General features: G+C 73.1%; 19 protein-coding genes. 12 read left to right on the top strand and 7 right to left on the bottom strand.

The features are described 5' to 3' along the window. Positions 1–41 precede the first annotated feature (41 nt). A complete protein-coding gene (locus ACGFZ2_RS12110) occupies positions 42–482 on the bottom strand; it encodes an XRE family transcriptional regulator (protein WP_393258570.1) in 441 nt (146 codons plus the stop codon). A gap of 263 nt (positions 483–745) precedes the next feature. Between ACGFZ2_RS12110 and ACGFZ2_RS12105 the strand changes: the two genes are divergently transcribed. From ACGFZ2_RS12105 to ACGFZ2_RS12080, 6 genes are all read left to right on the top strand, one after another. Beyond that, positions 746–1,090, top strand: a complete 345-nt coding sequence (locus ACGFZ2_RS12105) for a hypothetical protein (RefSeq protein WP_393452703.1) — start codon at positions 746–748, stop codon at positions 1,088–1,090. A gap of 31 nt (positions 1,091–1,121) precedes the next feature. Further along, positions 1,122–1,457: a hypothetical protein gene (locus ACGFZ2_RS12100; RefSeq protein ID WP_350703423.1), complete on the top strand. Its 336-nt coding sequence runs from the start codon at positions 1,122–1,124 to the stop codon at positions 1,455–1,457. A 378-nt stretch (positions 1,458–1,835) separates the two neighbouring features. After that, the gene (locus tag ACGFZ2_RS12095; RefSeq protein ID WP_393452700.1) at positions 1,836–3,251 is read left to right on the top strand and encodes a PhoH family protein; all 1,416 of its coding nucleotides are present in this window, start codon (positions 1,836–1,838) and stop codon (positions 3,249–3,251) included. Positions 3,252–3,515: 264 nt separating this feature from the next. Further along, positions 3,516–4,214, top strand: a complete 699-nt coding sequence (locus ACGFZ2_RS12090) for a lytic transglycosylase domain-containing protein (RefSeq protein ID WP_357692212.1) — start codon at positions 3,516–3,518, stop codon at positions 4,212–4,214. 114 nt (positions 4,215–4,328) lie between these two features. After that, a complete protein-coding gene (locus ACGFZ2_RS12085; protein WP_357458311.1) occupies positions 4,329–4,982 on the top strand; it encodes a rhomboid family intramembrane serine protease in 654 nt (217 codons plus the stop codon). Between the two features lie 115 nt (positions 4,983–5,097). Beyond that, complete coding sequence (locus ACGFZ2_RS12080) at positions 5,098–6,069, top strand: NAD(P)/FAD-dependent oxidoreductase (protein WP_350703416.1); 972 nt, start codon at positions 5,098–5,100, stop codon at positions 6,067–6,069. 224 nt (positions 6,070–6,293) lie between these two features. Here ACGFZ2_RS12080 and ACGFZ2_RS12075 read toward each other — a convergent pair whose 3' ends face one another. Continuing rightward, the gene (locus ACGFZ2_RS12075; protein WP_393258581.1) at positions 6,294–6,992 is read right to left on the bottom strand and encodes a TetR/AcrR family transcriptional regulator; all 699 of its coding nucleotides are present in this window, start codon (positions 6,990–6,992) and stop codon (positions 6,294–6,296) included. A gap of 141 nt (positions 6,993–7,133) precedes the next feature. On the opposite strand from ACGFZ2_RS12075, the gene ACGFZ2_RS12070 reads away from it, so the two are divergent. Then, positions 7,134–8,078 carry an NAD-dependent epimerase/dehydratase family protein gene (locus ACGFZ2_RS12070; RefSeq protein ID WP_393452697.1) on the top strand — a complete coding sequence of 315 codons (945 nt, stop codon included), beginning with the start codon at positions 7,134–7,136 and terminating at the stop codon, positions 8,076–8,078. 68 nt (positions 8,079–8,146) lie between these two features. On the opposite strand, the gene ACGFZ2_RS12065 is transcribed toward ACGFZ2_RS12070, so the two are convergent. Together ACGFZ2_RS12065 and glpX are read right to left on the bottom strand one after the other, a co-directional pair. Then, on the bottom strand, positions 8,147–9,121 hold the full coding sequence (locus tag ACGFZ2_RS12065) for a DMT family transporter (RefSeq protein WP_393453649.1): 975 nt from the start codon (positions 9,119–9,121) through the stop codon (positions 8,147–8,149). 14 nt (positions 9,122–9,135) lie between these two features. Beyond that, a complete protein-coding gene (glpX, locus tag ACGFZ2_RS12060; RefSeq protein WP_357692224.1) occupies positions 9,136–10,170 on the bottom strand; it encodes a class II fructose-bisphosphatase in 1,035 nt (344 codons plus the stop codon). 153 nt (positions 10,171–10,323) lie between these two features. On the opposite strand from glpX, the gene ACGFZ2_RS12055 reads away from it, so the two are divergent. From ACGFZ2_RS12055 to ACGFZ2_RS12045, 3 genes are all read left to right on the top strand, one after another. Beyond that, positions 10,324–11,034, top strand: coding sequence for a DUF4245 domain-containing protein (locus tag ACGFZ2_RS12055; protein WP_393452695.1), 711 nt, complete (start codon positions 10,324–10,326; stop codon positions 11,032–11,034). A gap of 112 nt (positions 11,035–11,146) precedes the next feature. Next, a complete protein-coding gene (locus ACGFZ2_RS12050; protein WP_393258589.1) occupies positions 11,147–11,962 on the top strand; it encodes a hypothetical protein in 816 nt (271 codons plus the stop codon). Positions 11,963–12,202: 240 nt separating this feature from the next. Next, on the top strand, positions 12,203–13,057 hold the full coding sequence (locus ACGFZ2_RS12045) for a hypothetical protein (protein ID WP_393258592.1): 855 nt from the start codon (positions 12,203–12,205) through the stop codon (positions 13,055–13,057). Between the two features lie 78 nt (positions 13,058–13,135). On the opposite strand, the gene ACGFZ2_RS12040 is transcribed toward ACGFZ2_RS12045, so the two are convergent. Together ACGFZ2_RS12040 and xseA are read right to left on the bottom strand one after the other, a co-directional pair. Next, positions 13,136–13,348, bottom strand: coding sequence for an exodeoxyribonuclease VII small subunit (locus tag ACGFZ2_RS12040; RefSeq protein ID WP_393453646.1), 213 nt, complete (start codon positions 13,346–13,348; stop codon positions 13,136–13,138). 37 nt (positions 13,349–13,385) lie between these two features. Next, entirely contained in the window at positions 13,386–14,606 is a 1,221-nt protein-coding gene (gene xseA / locus ACGFZ2_RS12035; protein ID WP_393452692.1) for an exodeoxyribonuclease VII large subunit, read from the bottom strand. Between the two features lie 169 nt (positions 14,607–14,775). On the opposite strand from xseA, the gene ACGFZ2_RS12030 reads away from it, so the two are divergent. Both ACGFZ2_RS12030 and ACGFZ2_RS12025 read left to right on the top strand, forming a co-directional pair. Continuing rightward, positions 14,776–15,762: a 4-hydroxy-3-methylbut-2-enyl diphosphate reductase gene (locus ACGFZ2_RS12030; protein ID WP_363705064.1), complete on the top strand. Its 987-nt coding sequence runs from the start codon at positions 14,776–14,778 to the stop codon at positions 15,760–15,762. 44 nt (positions 15,763–15,806) lie between these two features. Continuing rightward, entirely contained in the window at positions 15,807–16,250 is a 444-nt protein-coding gene (locus tag ACGFZ2_RS12025; RefSeq protein WP_393452689.1) for a hypothetical protein, read from the top strand. 568 nt (positions 16,251–16,818) lie between these two features. Here ACGFZ2_RS12025 and ACGFZ2_RS12020 read toward each other — a convergent pair. Beyond that, positions 16,819–20,088, bottom strand: a complete 3,270-nt coding sequence (locus ACGFZ2_RS12020; protein ID WP_393258601.1) for a S8 family serine peptidase — start codon at positions 20,086–20,088, stop codon at positions 16,819–16,821. Positions 20,089–20,169: the final 81 nt, after the last annotated feature.

Raw genomic sequence — 20,169 nt, 5'->3', positions numbered from 1 at the left:
ACGAATGGGTCTGACCTGCCGTTCTTTCGCCATCTGAGGAACTAGCCGGCCTGTTTACCTCGTTTTCGGACATCGGCCGGCAGGGTCGGGCGATAAGCGAGGTAACGGATGGTCTCCCGGATGTGGAACTTCTCCGCGTCTGAGACGTCGGGGTCGACGAGGCGGCGCAGCAGCGCCTCGACGTCGGGGTCCATCGGTGGTGGGGTGGAGGTGCTGCGGGGCGTCGCCGTGCGGTCCCAGCCCAGCGCGGCGAAGGCGGTCGCCGGGTTGAGCCCCAGGCCCTCGCAGAACGCCACCACGCGCTCGGCCTCGGGGTCGCTGGCCCAGTCGCCCCGGACCCAGCGGTTGATGGTCTGCCGGGAAACCCCGGTGCGACGGGAGACCTCGGTGCCGCTCCAGGCCCGGGTGGCCCGGGCCTCGTCGAGTGCCCGACGGACGAAGGTGGCGAAGGCGATCTTCCGTGCGTTGGCCGTCTCGGTCACGTCGTGACGGTACGACCCGCCGGCCAGCCGTGCCCGCCCCGGCACGCTGGTGTCACGCGGACGAGACGCGAATGTCGGCCTGCCGGTAAACGATCCGGGACCGCTTCTGAGGGGTTTCACCTGGGCATAGTAGGTGCCCGTAGAGGCGGAGTAAACAGACGAAAAGCTGATACTGTCACGCCCATGAGACAACCTACGGTGTGTCACGTGCATGAGACGATCAGTGCTCACATGCGTCACGCCCCCGGCGCGAGGGGGGTGTGGTGACCGAACTCGCCACCCGAGCCCAGGCCTTCGGCCTGATCGCGGAGGGAGTGGCCGCCGGCCTGAGCGCGCCCTGGCGCCTCTACGTCGCCCGGGGCTGCCGCTACCTCTCGCTCAGCGTCGGCGACCGCACCGAGTGGGACACCTGGCGTACCCACCTCGGCTGTCCGGAGCTCAGCGTCCGGGTGTACGACGCCGGCGGCGAGATCCGCCGGTCCTCGGTGGCCGAGGTCGTCCTGGACGGCTGCCGGATCAGCGTCGAGCTGATCGAGGAGGTCAGCACGGACGACCTGGACAGGCTCCTGGTCGCCGATCCCACCTCGGTCGAGCCGGAGGAGCGATGACCGGGCACCCGCGGCGCACCGGAGCCGCCGGATGAGCCCCTTCCTCGCGGTCTTCCTCGTCCTCGTCCTCGGCGCCACCAGCTACGCCGCCGGTCGGCTGCACGGGCAGCTCAGCTACCGGATCGGCTACCGGTTCGGCTACCGCCAGGGCTACTTCGACGGCGACCGGGGCGCCTGGAACCGACGCCGCCGCGACGCCCAGGCGGCCATCGCGTCGGCGCTGGCCGGCCCGTCGCCCACCACCACCCGCGTCACCGGCACGGTGGTCCGGCCGGGCACCACGTACACCGGCTCGTCGTTCGCGGCGCCGGCCGCCCCGGTCACCGGGCGACACCCGACCGGCACCCTCGTGCGGCGGACCGGTTGAGCCCGGTCGACGGGGATCCCGAGGCCCCGTCGACCGGTACCCAGGGCACGGTGCGTCGTCCGCGGCGGACACGCACCGTCGGGACCACGTCAGACCGGTGACGGTGGTCCCACCGGCCGGGATGCGCGCAGGGGGCATGCATCCCGGCCGGTTCCGCCGCCGCCTGTTAACGTGCCGGTCCCCGGAGATCCACGATCGCCCTCTAGCCCGGAGGGTCCGGCGCCGCTAGCGTCTAGGCATGGCACGGGGTTCTCCCGAGCCAGCCGGTCCGCCCGGATCTGCGACCTCGCGCACGGGGTTCCGCATCCGACCCCGTGTCCCCGGGCACCGGAGGAGGCGGAACGCGGGTGGCGGATGCCCATCCGTCGGAGCAGGCCTGTGACGACTCGCCGTACGACCGCCGGGGCCGACCGGACCACGGCCGCGACTGCCACGACCCGCCGCACCACCCGGAGCCGCCGCGGGGCGTCCGCCGCTCCGGCCGACGCCGAGGAGCCCCGACCAGCCGGCCAGGCGTTCGTCCTGGACACCTCGGTGCTCCTCTCCGACCCGGCGGCCTTCCACCGCTTCGCCGAGCACGAGGTGGTCCTGCCCCTCGTGGTCATCTCCGAGCTGGAGGGCAAGCGGCACCATCCGGAGCTGGGCTGGTTCGCCCGGCAGTCCCTGCGCATGCTGGACGAGCTGCGGGTCAGGCACGGGCGGCTCGACCGCCCGGTGCCGGCCAACGACTCCGGCGGCACGCTGCGGGTGGAGCTCAACCACGCCGACGACGGCGTGCTGCCGCCGGGCTTCCGCACCGACTCCAACGACGCGCGGATCCTCTCCGTCGCGTTGAACCTCGCCGCCGAGGGGCGGGAGGTGACCCTGGTCAGCAAGGACATGCCGCTGCGCGTCAAGGCGGCCTCGGTGGGCCTGCGGGCCGACGAGTACCGGCACGGCCAGGCCAGCGACCCCACCTGGACGGGGATGTCCGAGCTGGAGCTGGCCGAGGAGCAGATCGGCCGGCTCTACGCCGGCGAGACGCTCGACCTGGACGAGGCCGCCGGGCTGCCCTGCCACACCGGCCTGGTGCTGCACTCCGCCCGCGGCTCGGCGCTCGGCCGGGTGCTGCCCGACAAGACGGTGCGGCTGGTCCGCGGCGACCGGGAGGCGTTCGGGCTGCACGGCCGGTCGGCCGAGCAGCGGATCGCCCTCGACCTGCTGCTCGACGAGTCGGTCGGCATCGTCTCGCTGGGCGGGCGGGCCGGGACGGGCAAGTCCGCGCTGGCCCTCTGCGCCGGGCTGGAGGCGGTGATGGAGCGCCGGCGGCACAAGAAGGTGGTGGTCTTCCGCCCGCTCTACGCCGTCGGCGGGCAGGAGCTGGGCTACCTCCCCGGCTCGGAGTCGGAGAAGATGTCGCCCTGGGCGCAGGCGGTCTTCGACACCCTCGGCTCGGTGGTGCACGAGAACGTGCTGGAGGAGGTCACGTCGCGCGGCCTGCTGGAGGTGCTGCCGCTGACCCACATCCGGGGCCGGAGCCTGCACGACGCCTTCGTGATCGTGGACGAGGCGCAGTCGCTGGAGCGCGGGGTGCTGTTGACCGTGCTCTCCCGGATCGGCCAGGGCTCGCGGGTGGTGCTCACCCACGACGTGGCCCAGCGGGACAATCTCCGCGTCGGTCGGCACGACGGGGTGACCGCGGTGATCGAGGCGCTCAAGGGCCATCCGCTCTTCGCCCACGTCACCCTCAGCCGTTCGGAGCGTTCGCCGATCGCCGCGATGGTGACGGACCTGCTGGAGGACATCCCGCACTGATGACCGTTATCTGACTGTTTGTGCCTATAATTTGAGTGACGCAAGTCACAAATGAGCCTGTTGGTTTCCCATCGGCCTCACCGTGCGCGATGGTGTCCAACGAGCGCCCACGTACCGACAAGATCGTTGGTGATCGTTCGTCACCGACATCTTCCACCCCCGGTGCGTCGGCTGCGACCGGCACAGGGTCGGGGCGCTCGCGGCGCGGCCCGCCCATGACGGGTGCCCGCGCCGTGTCCTTGCCCCCGACGAAGGGACCACTTCGTGAGTCGGCTGTGGAGCCGGTTCGGCGCCCGCACGGCCGCTGTCGCACTGCTCTCCGTGGGCGTTGCCGGCGGTGTCTACCTGGGCGAAGACCGACAGACCCAGCAACAGGGCCTCACCGCGCAGGTCGGCGCCGCCGTGGAGGAGGCCGAGCTCGACTACCAGCGCGAACGCCAGGCCGCCCACCAGGTGCAGTCGGCGAAGCAGCGGGCCGCCGAATACCAGGCGAAGCTGCGCGCCGCCGCGGCGGCCAAGGAAGCCGCCAAGCGGGCCCGCGAGGCCGAGGCCGCCGCCGCGTCGCGGAAGAAGGCGCGGGAGGCCGCCGCCAAGGCCGCGGCCGAGAAGGCCGCCGAGAGCAAGCCGTACGACGGGCCGATCCCGGCGTCCTGCGCGGAGTTCAGCGGCAACCGCGAGGTCGGCTGCGCCCTCATGGTGAAGGCCGGCTTCGGGATGGACCAGTTCCCCTGTCTGGACAAGCTCTGGACCAAGGAGAGCGGCTGGAACCACAAGGCCCGCAACTCCTCGTCCGGGGCGTACGGCATCCCGCAGGCGCTGCCGGGCAGCAAGATGGGCTCGGTCGCCGACGACTGGCAGACCAACCCGGCGACCCAGATCAAGTGGGGCCTCGGCTACATCGAGGGCCGCTACGGCTCGCCCTGCAAGGCCTGGGCGCACTCCCAGGACGTGGGCTGGTACTGACCGACCGGCCGGAGGCGGGGTGTGTGGGCGTCCACACACCCCGCCTCCGTCGTCGGGGCACCCGGATCGCCGCAGGAGTGGCGGCACGGGCCGTCACCTGATAGCTCTTGACGGGTGACCCTGCACCCGCGAAGCGGCGATCCGCACCGGTTCGGCACCGAGGCGTTCTACGCCGCGCTCGGCCGGGCCTTCGTCGCCATGTGCGCGGTGGTGCCGTTCCTCTTCCTCATCGAGGCCCTCGACCAGGGGCTGGCGGCCGGCTTCGACGCCGCCGCCGGGATCATCCCCAAGCGCATCGACGGGCTCGACGGGGTGTTCTTCTCGCCGTTCCTGCACCACGGCTTCGACCACCTCTACAGCAACAGCATCCCGCTGATCCTGCTCGGCACCTTCGTGCTCGCCGCCGGCGCCCGCCGGTTCCTCTGGTCGACGCTCGTCATCGTCCTGGTCAGCGGGCTGGGGGTGTGGTTCACCGGCTCGTCCAACTCCGTCGTGGTCGGCGCGAGCGGCGTCATCTTCGGCTACCTGGGCATCCTGCTCATGCGGGGGATCGTCGAGCGGAGCTGGTGGAACTTCGCGGTCTTCCTGCTGGTCGGCCTGCTCTACGGCTGGCAGCTGGTCGGCATCCTCCCCACCGACGAGCGGATCTCCTGGCAGGGGCACCTGTTCGGGCTGCTCGGCGGGGCGGTCGCCGCGATCATCTTCCGGCGCCGCCGGGACGACCTCGGTGGCCCGTACCGCTCGGAGTCCACGCTCACCCTGCCCTGAGCGCCGACGCGCCGGTGCCGTGCGGCCGGTGGGACATGCTTGCCCGGGCACACCGCCGGCCCTACCGTCGGGATCAGCACGCGTTGATCCGTGAGCGGAAAGCGACGGTACGCCCATGCGCGAGGTCGATGTCGCGGTGATCGGGGCCGGTCCGGCCGGCTTGTTCGCGGCGTACTACGCCGGCTTCCGCGGGCTCTCCGTCGCGGTCGTCGACGCGCTGCCCGAGCCCGGCGGCCAGATCACCGCCATGTACCCGGAGAAGCTGATCCACGACGTGGCCGGCTTCCCGGCGGTCAAGGGGCGGGACCTGATCGCCAACCTCGTCGCCCAGGCGGCGCCCTTCGACCCGCGCTACCTGCTCGGCACCCGCGCCGAGAAGCTCTCGTACGCCGACGGGCGGCCGGTGCTCGGCCTCGCCGGGGGCGAGCAGCTCGGCTGCGGAGCGGTGATCGTGACCGGCGGGCTGGGCAGCTTCACGCCCCGCCCGCTGCCGGTGGCGGAGCACTTCGCCGGTACGGGGATCGTCTACTTCGTACCGCAGCCGACCGAGCTGGCCGGCCGGGACGTGCTGATCGTCGGCGGCGGCGACTCCGCCTTCGACTGGGCGCTGACGCTCCAGCCGCTGGCCCGCTCGGTGACGCTGGCGCACCGGCGGGAGAAGTTCCGCGCCCACGCCGCCACCGTCGCCCGGGTGCTGGAGCTGCCGGTGCGCGTGATCGTCAACGCGGAGGTGACCGGGTTGCACGGCGACGGGGCGGTGACCGGCGCCGAGATCACCGTACGCGGCGGCGCCGCCGCCGAGCTGCTGCCGGTGGACACGGTGGTCGCCGCCCTCGGCTTCACCGCCGACCTCGGCCCGCTGGCCGAGTGGGGGCTGCGGCTCGACCGCCGGCACATCGTGGTCGACAGCGCGATGGCGACGAACCTGCCCCGGGTCTTCGCGGCCGGCGACATCACCGAGTACCCGGGCAAGGTGCGGCTGATCGCCACCGGCTTCGGCGAGGCCGCCACGGCGGTGAACAACGCGGCCGTCGCCATCGACCCGAGCGCCCACCTCTTCCCCGGGCACTCCTCCGACGGCACCTGACGCACCGGTACCGGATGCCGCCCCGGCCGTGTCCGGATCGAGATCAATGGCTGCGACGGTGGGCGGATGAGCGTCCCGGCTCCGCACCGCGACGGCACGCCGGCTTCGCCCTCCGCCGGCCGGACGGGACCTGGGAGCGGCTCGGCTCCGCCGAGCCGGTCGATCCGCCGTGGCCGACGCCGCGTTCCGCCGTTCCGCCCCGCCGACCGTCGCGCGGGACGGGTTCAGTCCGTTCGGGGGAGACCGATCAGGTCGGCCATCAGTGCCGTCTGGTGGTCGAAGTACGCGTCCCGGTGCGGCAGCGTGCGGTTGATCCGGCCGAACAGCTCGAAGCTGATCAGCCCGAAGAGCTGGGTCCAGCCGGCCATGCCCCGGGCGAGCAGTGCCTCGGGCAGCTCGCCGCCCAGCATCCCGGCCAGGTCCGCCAGGTCGGCGCGGAGCGGCCCGGCCACCTCGGCGGCCGGTGGCGGGTCGAGCCGACCGGCGCCGAATCCGTCGCGGAGGATGCCGATCAGGGTCAGCGGCGGTCGCTGGGCGGGGCCGATGGTGTCGTCCGGGGCGGCGTAGCCGGGCACGGGGCTGCCGTAGAGCAGGGCGTACTCGGCGGGGTGGGCGAGTGCCCAGCCGCGGGCCGCCCGGCAGGCGGCGTGCCAGCGTCCGCGCAGGTCGAGGCGGTCGCATCCGGCGTCGGCCGCCTCCACGGCCTCGCCGAGCGCGTCGTACGCCTCGATGATCAGCGCGGTCAGCAGCTCGTCGCGGCTGGGGAAGTAGCGGTAGATCGCCGACGAGACCATGCCCATGTCCCGGGCGACCGCACGGAGTGACAGGTTGGCGCCGTCGCTGGCGAGGTGTCGCCGGGCCACGGCCTTGATCTCGTCGATCATCTCGGCGCGGACCCGGGCGCGGATGGAGGGTGCAGTCATGCCTCCACCCTGCCACGATTGAGAGCGCAGATCAAAACCGAGAGCAGCGCTCTTGACGTGAGGCGCGGTCGTGGGTCATGCTTGGCGTCGAACGAGAGCGCCGCTCTCGGAGAGAATTGCCGTTCTGAAAGGTGACCCCTGATGGCACTGCACGTGATCGTCGGCGCCGGCCCCGTCGGCACCGCCACCGCCCGTCTCCTCGCCGACCGGGGCGAGCGGGTGCGGCTGGTGACCCGCCGGGGCGGCGGGCCGGAGCACCCGGCGGTCGAGCGGATCGCCGCGGACGCCACCGACGCCGACCGCCTCACCGCGGCGGCCACCGGCGCGGCGGCGCTCTACAACTGCGCCAACCCGGCCTACCACCGGTGGGCCACCGACTGGCCGCCACTGGCCGCCGCACTGCTCACCGCTGCCGAGCGGAGCGGGGCGGTGCTCGCCACCGTCGGCAACCTCTACGGCTACGGCCCCGTCGACGCCCCGATGACCGAGGCGACGCCGCTGCGGCCGAGCAGCGTGAAGGGGCGGGTCCGGGCGCAGATGTGGGCCGACGCGCTCGCCGCCCACGAGGCGGGCCGGGTCCGGGCCACCGAGGTGCGGGGCTCGGACTACCTGGGCGCCGGCGCCCAGTCACTGCCGAGCATGCTGGTGCTGCCGCAGGTCCTGGCCGGCCGGCGCGCGCTGGTGCCGGCGGATCTCGACGCGCCGCACAGCTGGACGTACGTGCCGGACGTGGCCCGCACCCTGGTGGCCGCGGCCACCGACGAGCGGGGCTGGGGCCGGGTCTGGCACGTGCCGACCGCGCCGGCGGTCTCGATCCGTGGCCTGGCCGCCCGCGCGGCCGCGCTCGCCGGGGCGCCCGCGCCGAAGCTCACCCGGATGCCCGGGCCGATGCTGTGGCTGGGCGGGTTGTTCGACGCGACCGCGAAGGAGATGCGGGAGATCGCCTACCAGTTCGACCGGCCGTTCGTGCTGGACTCCACCGCGGCCGTCGCGGCCTTCGGCATCGACCCGACCCCGCTCGACGACGCCCTCGCCGACACCGTCGCCGCCCTCCGCGCCCAGCCGGCCCCGGCGCGCGCCTCCTGAGCACCGGTGGTCCGTTGTTCCGCGCGGGCCGGCACACCCGCCAGGTCCGTTCCGCTGCCCTGACGACGTCAGCGGGCCGGGCCGTCCGGCCGGCCGGGCGCGGCCGGGGCGAGCGCGGTGACGAGGACCGCGACCATGGTCAGCGCCGCGCCGAGCAGGGTGGTGAGGCTCGGGTGGGAGGCCGTCGTGGGCCGCAGCACGTCCAGCAGCACGGCGCCGACGATCTGACCGGCGATGGTGGCCAGGCCGAGCAGCAGCACGCCGGTGAACCGGACGATCGCGGCGGCGATCGCGATGAACACGATCCCGATCGGCCCACCCAGGTAGAACCAGGGCTCGGTGGGCAGGTCGCCCGCCGGCCAGCCCCGGACCGCGACGTCGACGGCGAAGGTCGCCAGCAGGGCCGTCGTCCCGGCGGTGAAGTTGACCAGCGTGGCCGTCAGGGCGCTGCCGGAGGCCATCCGCACCCGGCCGTTGACCGCCTGCTGCCAGGCGATGGCCACTCCCGCGAGCAGCGGCAGCAGCGCCAGCCCGAGGGTGCCCGGGTCGCCGAGCCGGTCGCCGACGGCCAGCAGGACGGCGACCACGGTCAGCGCCGCGCCGGCCAGCCGCTGGGCGGTGACAGGCTGGCGCCCGTTCGGGCCGACCCCCGCCCGGTCGACGGCCAGGCTGCTGCCGGACTGGCCGGCGACCACCGCCACGGTGAACACGGCCACGCCCAGGGCGCCGATGGTCAGCCCCTGCGCGGCCACCAGCAGGGCGCCGCACACCCCGCCGAGGCACTGCCACGGCCGCAGCGTGCCGTCGGCGAGCGCGCCACGCAGGGCCACCAGTCCCCGCCGCCCACCGGGGGTGGCGGGAACCAGCACCAACAGCACCAGCAGGCCCACGCCGAACGAGACCACCGCGGCGGCGATCCCGTCGGACAGCCGTACGCCCAACTCACCGTTGATCCGGGACTGTACGGCCACGGCGACCCCGGAGGCGGTCGCGAGGCCCACGCCGGCGATCCGGCGGGTCGCCGAGGGGGCCGGCGGGGCCATCGTCCCGGTGGCTGTCACTCCTGCTCGGCCAGGGGGCGACCGTCGAAGTCCACCGCCGAGTAGAGGGCCAGCTTCTCCAGCCGGTGGTACGAGTCGATCACCCGGATCGTGCCGCTCTTCGAGCGCATCACGATCGACTGGGTGTACGCCCCACCGGCCCGGTAGCGGACCCCGCGCAGCAGGTCGCCGGAGGTGACCCCGGTCGCCACGAAGAAGCAGTTGTCGCCGGTGACGAGGTCGTCGGTGGTGAGCACCCGGTCCAGGTCGTGCCCGGCGGCGAGCGCCTTCTCCCGCTCCTCGGCGTCGCGCGGCCAGAGCTTGGCCTGCATCACCCCGCCCATGCACTTGAGGGCGCAGGCCGCGGTGATCCCCTCCGGGGTGCCGCCGATGCCCATCAGCACGTCGACGTCCGACTCGCCGCGGGCGGCGGCGATGGCGCCCGCGATGTCGCCGTCGGAGATGAAGCGGATGCCCGCCCCGGCGCGCCGGATCTGCGCCACCAGGTCGTCGTGTCGGGGCCGGTCCAGGACGCAGACCGTCACCTCGGAGATGTCGGCGCCCTTGACCTTGGCGATCCGGCGCAGGTTGTCGGCCACCCCGGCGTTGATGTCCACGACGTCGGCGTAGACCGGGCCGACCGCGAGCTTCTCCATGTAGAACACGGCGCTCGGGTCGAACATGGCCCCGCGCTCGGCGACCGCGAGCACGGCCAGGGCGTTCGGCATGCCCTTGCTCATCAGCGTGGTGCCGTCGATCGGGTCGACCGCGACGTCCACCTCCGGCCCCGTGCCGTCGCCGACCTCCTCGCCGTTGAAGAGCATCGGCGCGTTGTCCTTCTCGCCCTCGCCGATCACCACGACGCCCCGCATGGGGATCGAGTTGATCAGCTTGCGCATCGCGTCGACGGCGGCCCCGTCGCCGCCCTCCTTGTCGCCCCGGCCGACCCAGCGGCCGGCGGCCATCGCCGCGGCCTCGGTGACCCGGACCAGGTCGAGGGCGAGGTTGCGGTCGAGATCCTGTGGGATCCGCGTCCTGGTGGTGTTGGTCATGACGGCTCCTCCTCGCGACGTTGCGGGGCGGCAGGGTGCGGCGTCGCCGCTGCCGGCTGTGTCGCTGATCCTCACACGATGGCTGACCGGGCGCCGTGCCGGGGCGGTGATGGCCCGGATACGGCCGGTCGGGCGGTGCGGGAAGATGGCGGGGTGGAACCCGCACAGCCTGCCGATCGCGTACCCGCCGACCAGACGCCGCCGGACGGTCAGCCGCCGGTCGACCCGACCCCGGCCGCCGCCGTGCCGGAGGGCGAGCCGGCGCTGGTGGAACCCCCCGCCGCCCCGGGCGCCGCGCCGGCCGGCGCGGCGGAGACGGGCGAGCTGCCCGCGCCGCCGCCCGCGGTCGACGCCCGCAAGTCGGAGCGGTCGCCGAAGGACATGGCGCTCTCGCTGCTCGTGCTGCTGATCCCGATCGCCCTGCTGCTCGCCTTCTACCGGGGGTTCCTCGGCGGCGACCAGCCGGTCACGGTCGACCCCGCGCCCGCCGTCGAGTCGGCCCGGGCCGCCAACGCGTTCCCGGTCAGCGAGCCGGTGGAGCTGGGCGACGGGTGGCGGACGGTCAACGCGACCTTCCAGAACGTCGAGGGCGGGGCGAGCCTGCGCCTCGGCTACCTCACCCCGGAGGGGCGGGGCGCCCAGCTGGTGCAGAGCAACGTGCCACCGGAGCGGCTGCTGCCCGCCGAGCTGACCGCCGAGGGGCAACCCCAGGGGCAGACCGACCTGGGCGGGCGCACCTGGCAGCGGTACACCGCCCGGGCCAACGAGCAGGCGCTGGTGCTGCTCGAACCGAACCGGACGGTGATCGTGGTCGGCGACGCCCGGGACAACGAGCTGCGACACCTGGCCGGGACGATCCGGTAGCGGCCGGCTGTCGAGGGCCCCCGGACGTCGGTCCCATCGGCTACGCTGCCCCGGCTCACCCCCGGCGACCGCGGTCGGCCGGGTGCTTACCGTTCTGCGAAGAGAGACAACAGTGAACATTCGACGGTGGAGCGTCGGCGTGCTCGCCGCCACCCTGCTCGTTCCCGGTCTGGCCGCCTGCAAGTCGGACGCCGCCGAGCCCGGCGCCGCCGGCTCGTCCGCGTCGTCGGCCCCGGCCGTCCCCGCCGACCCGAAGGAGGCGCTGCTCGCCTCCACCAAGGAGATCGAGAAGGGGAACTTCAACTTCACGATCGCCGGTGACGGCATCAGCGGCAAGGGCTCGGTGCACAAGCCCAGCAACAGCGCCCAGTTCACGATGAAGGCCGACGACGGCTCCGGCACCACCTTCGGCATGGAGATGATCTACATCGAGCCGGAGAGCTGGGTGAAGATCGACCTCGGCGAGCTGGGGGCGATGATCCCCGGCGCCGACAAGGTGAAGGACAAGTACCAGCACCTCGACCAGTCCAAGGTCAAGGACGCCGGCGAGCTCGGCCTCAACATGAAGGACGTGGACCCGGCCGGCGCTGCCGTGCTCGCCAAGGGCATCACGGAGGTGCAGAAGACCGGCGAGGGCAGCTACGCCGGCAAGCTCGACGCGTCCGCCGTGGGCGACGGCTCGGCCGCCCTGGACTCCGACATGGTCAAGGCGCTCGGCGCGCAGGCCAAGTCGCTGTCCTTCACCGCCAAGCTGGACGACCAGGGTCGGCTCACCGAGCTGGTCATCTCGGTCCCGGCGGCCGGTGAAACCAAGGCCCACGACATGACGGTCACCTACGCCGACTACGGCAACGCCACCACGCCGCAGAAGCCGGCGGCGGACAAGGTCGTCGAGGCCCCGGCCTCGACGTACGAGATGTTCAGTTAACACCGGCACGACGGAAGCGGGCGGCCCCGGCCGCCCGTTTCCGCGTTTCGACGGTCACCCGACCGGGGACAACCGGACAGACCGGTGATTGTGCGACGCGGTGGCAGGGAACAACAGGGGAGCGGGCCCGCCCGGCCGCTCCGGCAGCCGCCCCCGGGCTCGCGCGACGTAGCCGACGCGGTGCGTCGCCCGGTTTCCGGCGCCGTCAGGTGCGTCGGGTGACCCACGTGGGAGACACGCATGACTCTTCGACGCCTGAGCGCCGGCCTGGTGGCCGCCGCGCTGTTCACTCCCGGTCTGGCCGCCTGCAATGCCAGCGGGACACCGGAGGCGGGCTCGTCCGCCTCCCCGTCCGTGTCGGCGTCCGGCACGGTGGCGGCCTCCGGCGCCGCGACCCCGGTCCCCGGCGACGCCAAGCAGGCGCTGCTGGCCTCCACCCGCGAGATCAGCAACGGCAACTTCCGGTTCACCATGTCCGGCGCCGGCTCCACCGCCGAGGGGCAGGTGCACGAGCCCAGCCAGAGCGCCGAGATGCGGGTGACGATCGGCCAGCCGACTGACGACCTGTTCATGAAGCTCGACCTCGTCCACGCCAAGCCGGACAGCTGGGTGAAGCTGGAACTCGGCGGCACGACCGCGGGCAGCCTGCCGGGCGTGCAGAAGCTGAACCTCGGCAAGTACCAGCACCTCGACCAGACCCGGATCAAGGGCAACCGGAACCTCGGCTTCGACTTCGACAAGGTCGACCCGGCGGGCAGCGAGGTGCTGACCCAGGGCATCACCGAGGTGCGGCAGACGGGCGAGGGCGCGTACGCCGGCACCATCGACGTGTCGAAGGCGGCGCAGGCGGGTTCGGTGGACCCGGCGGTGGTCACGGCCCTCGGGGCGCAGGCGAAGTCGGTGCCGTTCACCGCGAAGCTCGACCCGCAGGGGCGACTCAGCGAGATGGTCATCCAGATTCCGGCCGCCGGCCAGACGAAGGCGCAGGACATCCGGATCACCTACTCGGACTACGGCAACGCCGCCGCGGCGCGGAAGCCGCCGGCGGACCAGGTGGTCGAGGCACCGGCGGAGCTCTACAACCTGTTCAACTGACGCGCGCCGCGTCGATCATGGGGGTTCGTGGTGGGTGACGTTTGTCCCCACCACACCCATGATCGACGCGCGGGGACGTCAGGAGGCGGGCTCCTGCCGGGCGGCGTCGATCCGGGCGCGGGCGCCGTCGAGCCAGCGCTGGCAGACCTCGGCCAGCTTCTCGCCGCGCTCCCAGAGCGCCAGCGACTCCTCCAGCGTCGTGCCGCCGGCCTCCAGCCGCTCGACCACCGACGCCAGCTCGGCGCGGGCCTGCTCGTAGCTGAGGCGCTCGTCCTTCTTCTCGTCAATCATCGCTGCCATCCCACCACATCGTGCCTGCCCTACCCGTTCAGCCGTCGACCGTGGCGGCCAGTTCGCCGTCGGCGAGCCGGACCCGCAGCGCGTCGCCCTTGCCCACCTCGGACGCGGCCCGAACGACGTGCCCGTCGGCCCGCTGGACGATTGCGTAACCCCGGTCGAGGGTGGCCGCCGGCGAGAGGGCACGCAGCCGGGCCAGGGTGTGCCGCAGGTCGTCGTCGGCGGCCGCGAGCCGGTGCTCCAGGCAGCGCCCGGCCCGTTGGCGGAGCCCGGTCAGGTCGGCGGCCCGCTGGTCGACCATCACCTGCGGGCGGGCCAGCACGGGCCGGGAGCGCAGCCCGTCGAGCCGGTGCGACTCGCGGTCGACGAGGTTGCGCACCGCGCGTTCCAGGCGGTGCCGGGCCTGCCGGATGAGGCGTACCTCCTCGGTGAGGTCGGGGACCACCCGCTTGGCCGCGTCGGTCGGCGTGGAGGCGCGCAGGTCGGCGACGTAGTCGACCAGTGGCGCGTCCGTCTCGTGGCCGATCGCGCTGACCACCGGCGTGCGGCAGGCGAACACCGCCCGGCAGAGCGCCTCGTCGGAGAAGGGGAGCAGATCCTCGATGCCGCCCCCGCCCCGGGCGATGATGATCACGTCGATGGTCGGGTCGGCGTCCAGCACCTTGAGTGCGTCGACGATCTGCGGGACCGCGCTCGGCCCCTGGACGGCCACGTTGACCGTGCGGAACTCCACGGCCGGCCAGCGCCGGCGGGCGTTGGTCAGCACGTCCCGCTCGGCGGCCGACGCGCGGCCGGTGATCAGCCCGATCCGGTTGGGCAGGAACGGCGGCCGGCGCTTGCGGGCCCGGTCGAAGAGCCCCTCGGCGGCGAGCAGCTTCTTGAGCTTCTCCAGCCGGGCCAGCAGCTCGCCGAGGCCGACCTGCCGGATCTCGTCGGCGCGCAGGCTGAGCGTGCCCCGGGCCGCGTAGAACTCCGGCTTGGCGTGCAGCACCACCCGGGCACCCTCGCGCAGCTCCGGCGCGCCGGCGTCGAGGACGTCCCGGTTGGTGGTGACGGTCAGGCTCAGGTCGGCCGACGGGTCCCGCAGGGTGAGGAAGACGGTGGTGGCGCCCGGCCGGCGGCTGATCTGCGCCACCTGCCCGTCGACCCACACCCAGCCCAGCCGGGCGATCCAGGCGCCGACCTTCTGGCTGACCACCCGGACCGGCCACGGCTCCTCGGACGTGCTCCGCCCCACCTCGCCTGTGCTCACCTGCCCACCCTACGGCCCGCCGTCCGGGCCCCGTTGATCATGAGGTTGTTGCCCTGCTGACGGCGTGTCGCGGGCAACAACCTCATGATCAACGAGGTGGGTCGGGGGTGGGGTGCGGGGTGGCGGTCGCAGTCGGGGTTGCCGTCCGGGCGGCACGTACGATGGGCGGGTGACTCAGGCTGAAGCGACGTCCCGGACCGGCAAGCGCGTGCTCCTGGCCAAGCCCCGCGGCTACTGCGCGGGCGTGGACCGCGCGGTGCAGACCGTGGAGGAGGCGCTCAAGCTCTACGGCGCCCCGATTTACGTACGCAAGCAGATCGTGCACAACAAGCACGTCGTGCAGACCCTGGAGGCCAAGGGCGCGATCTTCGTGGAGGAGAACGAGGAGGTGCCGGAGGGCGCCACCGTCATCTTCTCCGCGCACGGGGTGGCGCCGGAGGTCTACGAGCAGGCCCGCACGCGCTCGCTCAAGGCGATCGACGCGACCTGCCCGCTGGTCACCAAGGTGCACCAGGAGGCGAAGCGGTTCGCCGCCGAGGACTACGACATCCTGCTCATCGGCCACGAGGGGCACGAGGAGGTCATCGGCACCTCCGGCGAGGCCCCGGAGCACATCCAGCTCGTGGACGGCCCCGAGGATGCCGACAAGATCACCGTCCGCGACCCGAACAAGGTCGTCTGGCTCTCCCAGACCACCCTCTCGGTCGACGAGACGCTGGAGACGGTGGCCCGGCTCAAGAAGCGGCTGCCGATGCTCCAGTCGCCCCCCAGCGACGACATCTGCTACGCCACCTCCAACCGGCAGCACGTGGTCAAGGAGATCGCGCCCGAGTGCGACGTGGTGATCGTCGTCGGCTCGCGCAACTCCTCCAACTCCGTACGCCTCGTCGAGGTCGCCCTGGACGCCGGGGCGCGGGCCGGTCACCTCGTCGACTTCGCACACGAGATCGACGACGCCTGGCTGGAGGGGGCGCGCACGGTCGGGCTGACCTCGGGCGCCAGCGTCCCGGACGAGCTGGTGCAGGAGGTGCTCGCCCACCTCGCCGCGCACGGGTTCACCGACGTGGACGAGGTGGTGACGGCCAACGAGCGGCTGACCTTCTCGCTGCCGCAGGAGCTCAAGCGGGACATGAAGGCCGCCGCGGCCCGCGGCTGACCCGGCAGGGAACGGCGCCGGGCTTCGCTGCGTCCGATACGGGTATGAGGACCTTTCGGCTCGCCGCCTCCGCGCTGGCCGTCTGCGTGGCGCTGAGCGCCTGCGGCGGTCAGGACGGTGCCGGCGGCATCCACACCCCCAGCCCGACGGGAGCCCCAGTGACCACGCCGCCCAGCCCGGATCCGACCACCCCCGGCGCGCCGCCGACCAGCGACGACGCGAGCGGTCCCGTCCTGCCCCCACCCACGAAGCGCCCGGGCCGGCCGACCTCGTCGCCGCCGGCGGGCGGCACCACGCTGACCGGGACGGTCACCCCCGGGGTCGAGCCCAACTGCCTGCTGCTCGGCAACTACCTGCTGATCGGCGGCCCGCGCGACGTGCTGAAGCCCGGCGCGAAGGTGACCGTCACCGGTCGGGTCCAGCCCGACCTGCTCACCACCTGCCAGCAGGGCACGCCCTTCCAGGTCGACACCGCCCGCCGCGGCTGAGCCACCATCCGCGCGCAGGCGGCGCGCCGGGTCCTCATCGCGCCGGGTCCTCATCGCGGCGGGCGTCGTTGCGGGCGGGCAGCGGTGCCGCCGGGGTTGCCGGCGGGACTTCAGCGCGGGCCGGTCGCCGGCGGACTTCAGCGCGGGCCGGTTGCCGGCAGGTTTGGCGCGGGGCGCCGGTGGTCGGCGGGTTTGGCGCGGGCCGGTTCCCGGCGGGTTTGGCGCGGGGCGCCGGTGGTTGGTTAACTGCGCAGACCCGTCCCGCCGTGTGCCCTGTCGAGCTGCCCCACGGATAGGGGCAGGGCCGGCGGTGTCCGGCCCGCCGGGCCGCCGCCTCGAACCGGTCTCATGGACGGGGCAGCTCGACAGCGTGGCGTGGACAATGCCCCGAGGCCCGAGGCCCGAGGCCCGAGGCCCGAGGCCCGAGGCCCGAGGCCCGAGGCCCGAGGCCCGAGGCCCGAGGCCCGAGGCCCGAGGCCCGAGGCCGATTGGCCGTGGTCGGAGGCACGAACGGGCGGAGCCCGCCCCCCGGGTGGGGGCGGGCTCCGGTGTTCCGGTGCGGGACGGGTCAGCTCACGGTGCCGATGGAGACGGCGCCGCGGCCGACGACCGCGCCCTCGGTGGTCACCACGGACAGCTCACCGAAGAGCGCCCGGCCGGCGGCCGGGGTCGCCTGGGCGGTCACCGTACCGGTCAGGGTGGCGGTGGCGCCGTTGGCGAGGGTGAGCGGGGTGGCTGGCGCCGAGAGGTTGCCCAGCGCCGCGGCGGAGAACGAGTCACGGTAGTCGTAGGCGGTGCTGCCACCGGCCCCGTCGACCGCGTAGCCGTCGACGACCACCCGGTAGGTGCCCGCCACGGGGTTGTTGATGGTCACGGCCTCCTCCGAGTCACCGTCGGCGGCCCGACCGACCTCCGTGGCGCCACGGAAGACGAAGAGGTCGAGGTCGGCGGCGGCGCTGGCCGGGTTGCCGATCCGGGCGGTGAAGCGGGTCGCCCCCGCCGGCACCTCCACGATGAACTCCTGCGTCGTGCCCTCGGCGATGGTCGGCCGCTCGGCGTGGACGCTGGAGAGCGGGCCGCCCTGGCCGGCCACCGCGACCGGGCCGAAGGTGTTGGCCAGCGACCAGGTCACCGGGGTCGCCGCACCGGCGGCAACCGACGGCAGCTCGATCACGGCCGGCTCGACCGCGACACCCTGCACCCGCGCCGTGAGCTGGTACGGGTTGTTCAGCGACGGCGAGGTCCGGCGGGACTCCACCTCGATCTCCCAGACCCCGGCGATCGGGTTCTGGTAGTCGCGCTCCTGCGGCTTGCAGGCGTTGGCGTCGGAGAAGTTGGTGTAGCAGGCGAGGCTGGAGGTGCTCTCCACCGGGACGCCGTACGGGTTGAACGCGATGAACCGCGTCTGCGAGCCGGTGGCGATGCCGGACAGGTTCACCTGGAGGGCACCGGTGCCCGGCGGCACCGTCACGAAGTACGAGGTGAAGCCGTTCCGGTCGACCGAGCCCTCGGCCGAGAAGGAGTAGTCAGGCTTCTGTACGTCGTTCGAGGCCACGACGACGGCGGAGACCTCGAAGTCGATGACGGAGGTGTGCGGGTCGTCGATCGTCATGATCGCGCCGTGCGCGCCGGAGGTGGCGGGCTTGGCGGTGACCGTGACGGTGACGGTCTTGTTCAGCGGGAGCGAGACGGTCTTCGGTGCCTTGAAGGTGCCGTCGTTGCCGCGCAGGCCCACCACGTGCTTCACGGTGCCGGCCGGCCCGCTGGTACGGGTGATTCCGACCTGGTAGGTCTTCGCCTGGCCGACCCGGTGCCCGCCGTCGGCCGAGCCGCAACGGTTGTAGACGCCGGTGCCCCGGTTCGGGGTGCCGAGCTGCCCGGAGAGCACGGTGCAGACCGGGGCGTCGGAGGTGTAGGAGCGGGTCTCCACGCCCTTGCGCAGCAGCTTCCACGCGCCCGCCACGTCGAACATGCCGTAGCCCTGGCCGTACGTCGGGACGTTCTTGATCGGCTTGGCCGACGAGTAGACGGCCCGGCGCAGCGCGGCCGGGGTGACGCCCTTGTCGGTCGCCTTGGCGGCCGACAGCAGCAGGGCGGCGGCGCCGGCGGCCTGCGGGGAGGCCATCGAGGTGCCGTTCAGCATCGCGTAGCCCGGGGGCAGCGGGTAGCCGGCCTCGGGGACCGGGTTGCCGAGCTGCCAGGTCGGCGCGGTGGAGATGGCGGAGCCGGGCGCGGTGATGCTCGGCTTGACGCCGCCGTCCTCGCGCGGGCCACGGGAGGAGAAGTTGAACAGCGCGTTCTTCTGCTCCACCACCGAGCCGTAGTTGGCCAGCCAGGTGTCCTTGCTGATGCTCGCGGCGACGCTGACCACGTTGGCGGCCACCGACGGGTCGCCGATGGTGTTCAGGCCCGGGCCGGAGTTGCCGGCCGAGATGAACATCTGCACGCCGTAGGTGGTGATCAGGTTGTTGTAGAGCTCGGCGCGGGCGTTGTTGCCGTCGTTCAGCGCCGGCAGGCCGCCGATCGACATGTTGATCACGTCGACCTTGCGGTTGATCACCAGGTCGGCCATGCCGGTGGTGAGGGCGGCGTACGTGCAGCCGCCGCCCCACGAGCAGGCGCGGGCGGAGACGAGCTTGGCACCGGGCGCGGCACCGTCGAAGGCGCCGTTGCCGAGCATGTCGTTGGCGGCGGTGATGCCGGCGACGTGGGTGCCGTGGGTGCTCTCGACGATGCCGATGTTGACGTAGTCGACCAGGCCGGGGCCGCCGACGGGAGCGGTGTCCACGTCCTCGCGGTACTCCACGACGAACGGCATCCGCTCGGCGACGGGGGTCGCCGGGTTGTCGGTGCCGAAGTGGCCGACGTCGAACTTCTCCTTGTACGGCCGCATCAGGGCGTCGTCGGTGAAGTCGTTGTTCTGGTTGGTGTCGACCCAGATGTTGTGGGTGGCCGGGTCGTAGAGGATGCCGAAGGCGTCGGTCCGGTCCCCGTCGCGGTTGACGTCACCGGCCGGGTCGCTGTTCGTGGTCACCGACTCGGCGAACCGGTTGAACCGGTAGGTGCCGGCCGGGGCCTTCCAGGTCGCGCCGGCCGCGGTGAACGACGGGCCGGTCACCTCGGTGATCATGGCGCGCCAGGTGGCGTCCTCGAACGGGTCCGTCGCGGTGACCCAGTCGACGATCTTCCGCTCGCCGGTGGTGGTCTGCTGCAGCGCCGGGTGACCGAGGTCCACACCGGAGTCCATGATGCCGATCGTGACGCCGCGGCCGTCCCACTCCGGGTGCTGCTTCACGAATGAGACGGCGCCGGTCTCGTGCGTCGGCATGTACGGGTTGGCGGCCGGGGTGTCGGCGCCGGGGCCGGGCAGGGTCGCAGCCTGCTTCGCCGCCTTCTTGCCGGCGGGGGCCACCTCGGGCGCCGGGTCGGGGAGCTGGATGGTCTCGTCCAGGTCCACGGCGGAGACGCCGGGCAGCGTGGCCGCCTTCACCACCTTCGAGGTGGGGACCTTGGCCAGGATGTAGCCGATGCTGTCGTACCGCTCGGTGACCGCGGCGCCGAGCGCCTTGAGGTCGGCGGCGACGTCCTTCGCCTCGCCCTTCTCGGTGGCGACGATCAGCGTGACGGTCGGGGCCTTCTTCGCTTCCGCCTCGGCGAGCAGCTTGGCGTCGTGCGAGCCCAGGGCCTCGACGGGGGTGACCTGCGAGGTGTCGGGGGCGGCGGTGGATGCGGTGCTCGCGTTCGCGGCTCCGCCCGCGCCGGTCACGGCGCTGGCCGCCACGACCGACGCAAAGAGCGCGGCGGAGGTACGCCGGCTCAGGTTTCGGGGTTTGCTCACGTTCTCTTTCCTCCAGAGAACAGGGCCCTCAGATGCAGGGCACACGTGACCAAATCCTTCGTGGTGGCGCAGGTGGTGTCA

It is taken from the genome of Micromonospora sp. NPDC048063 (assembly GCF_043202855.1).
In the GTDB taxonomy this organism is placed as follows: Bacteria; Actinomycetota; Actinomycetes; order Mycobacteriales; family Micromonosporaceae; genus Micromonospora.
This window is presented reverse-complemented; position numbering and strand designations above follow the sequence as displayed.

Coding starts and splice junctions, on each gene's coding strand:
- ACGFZ2_RS12080 (WP_350703416.1), top strand. CDS start 5,098: ATGCGCGAGGTCGATGTCGCGGTGATCGGGGCCGGTCCGGCCGGCTTG.
- ACGFZ2_RS12070 (WP_393452697.1), top strand. CDS start 7,134: ATGGCACTGCACGTGATCGTCGGCGCCGGCCCCGTCGGCACCGCCACC.
- ACGFZ2_RS12075 (WP_393258581.1), bottom strand. CDS start 6,992: ATGACTGCACCCTCCATCCGCGCCCGGGTCCGCGCCGAGATGATCGAC.
- glpX (WP_357692224.1), bottom strand. CDS start 10,170: ATGACCAACACCACCAGGACGCGGATCCCACAGGATCTCGACCGCAAC.
- ACGFZ2_RS12100 (WP_350703423.1), top strand. CDS start 1,122: ATGAGCCCCTTCCTCGCGGTCTTCCTCGTCCTCGTCCTCGGCGCCACC.
- ACGFZ2_RS12025 (WP_393452689.1), top strand. CDS start 15,807: ATGAGGACCTTTCGGCTCGCCGCCTCCGCGCTGGCCGTCTGCGTGGCG.
- ACGFZ2_RS12045 (WP_393258592.1), top strand. CDS start 12,203: ATGACTCTTCGACGCCTGAGCGCCGGCCTGGTGGCCGCCGCGCTGTTC.
- ACGFZ2_RS12065 (WP_393453649.1), bottom strand. CDS start 9,121: ATGGCCCCGCCGGCCCCCTCGGCGACCCGCCGGATCGCCGGCGTGGGC.
- ACGFZ2_RS12040 (WP_393453646.1), bottom strand. CDS start 13,348: ATGATTGACGAGAAGAAGGACGAGCGCCTCAGCTACGAGCAGGCCCGC.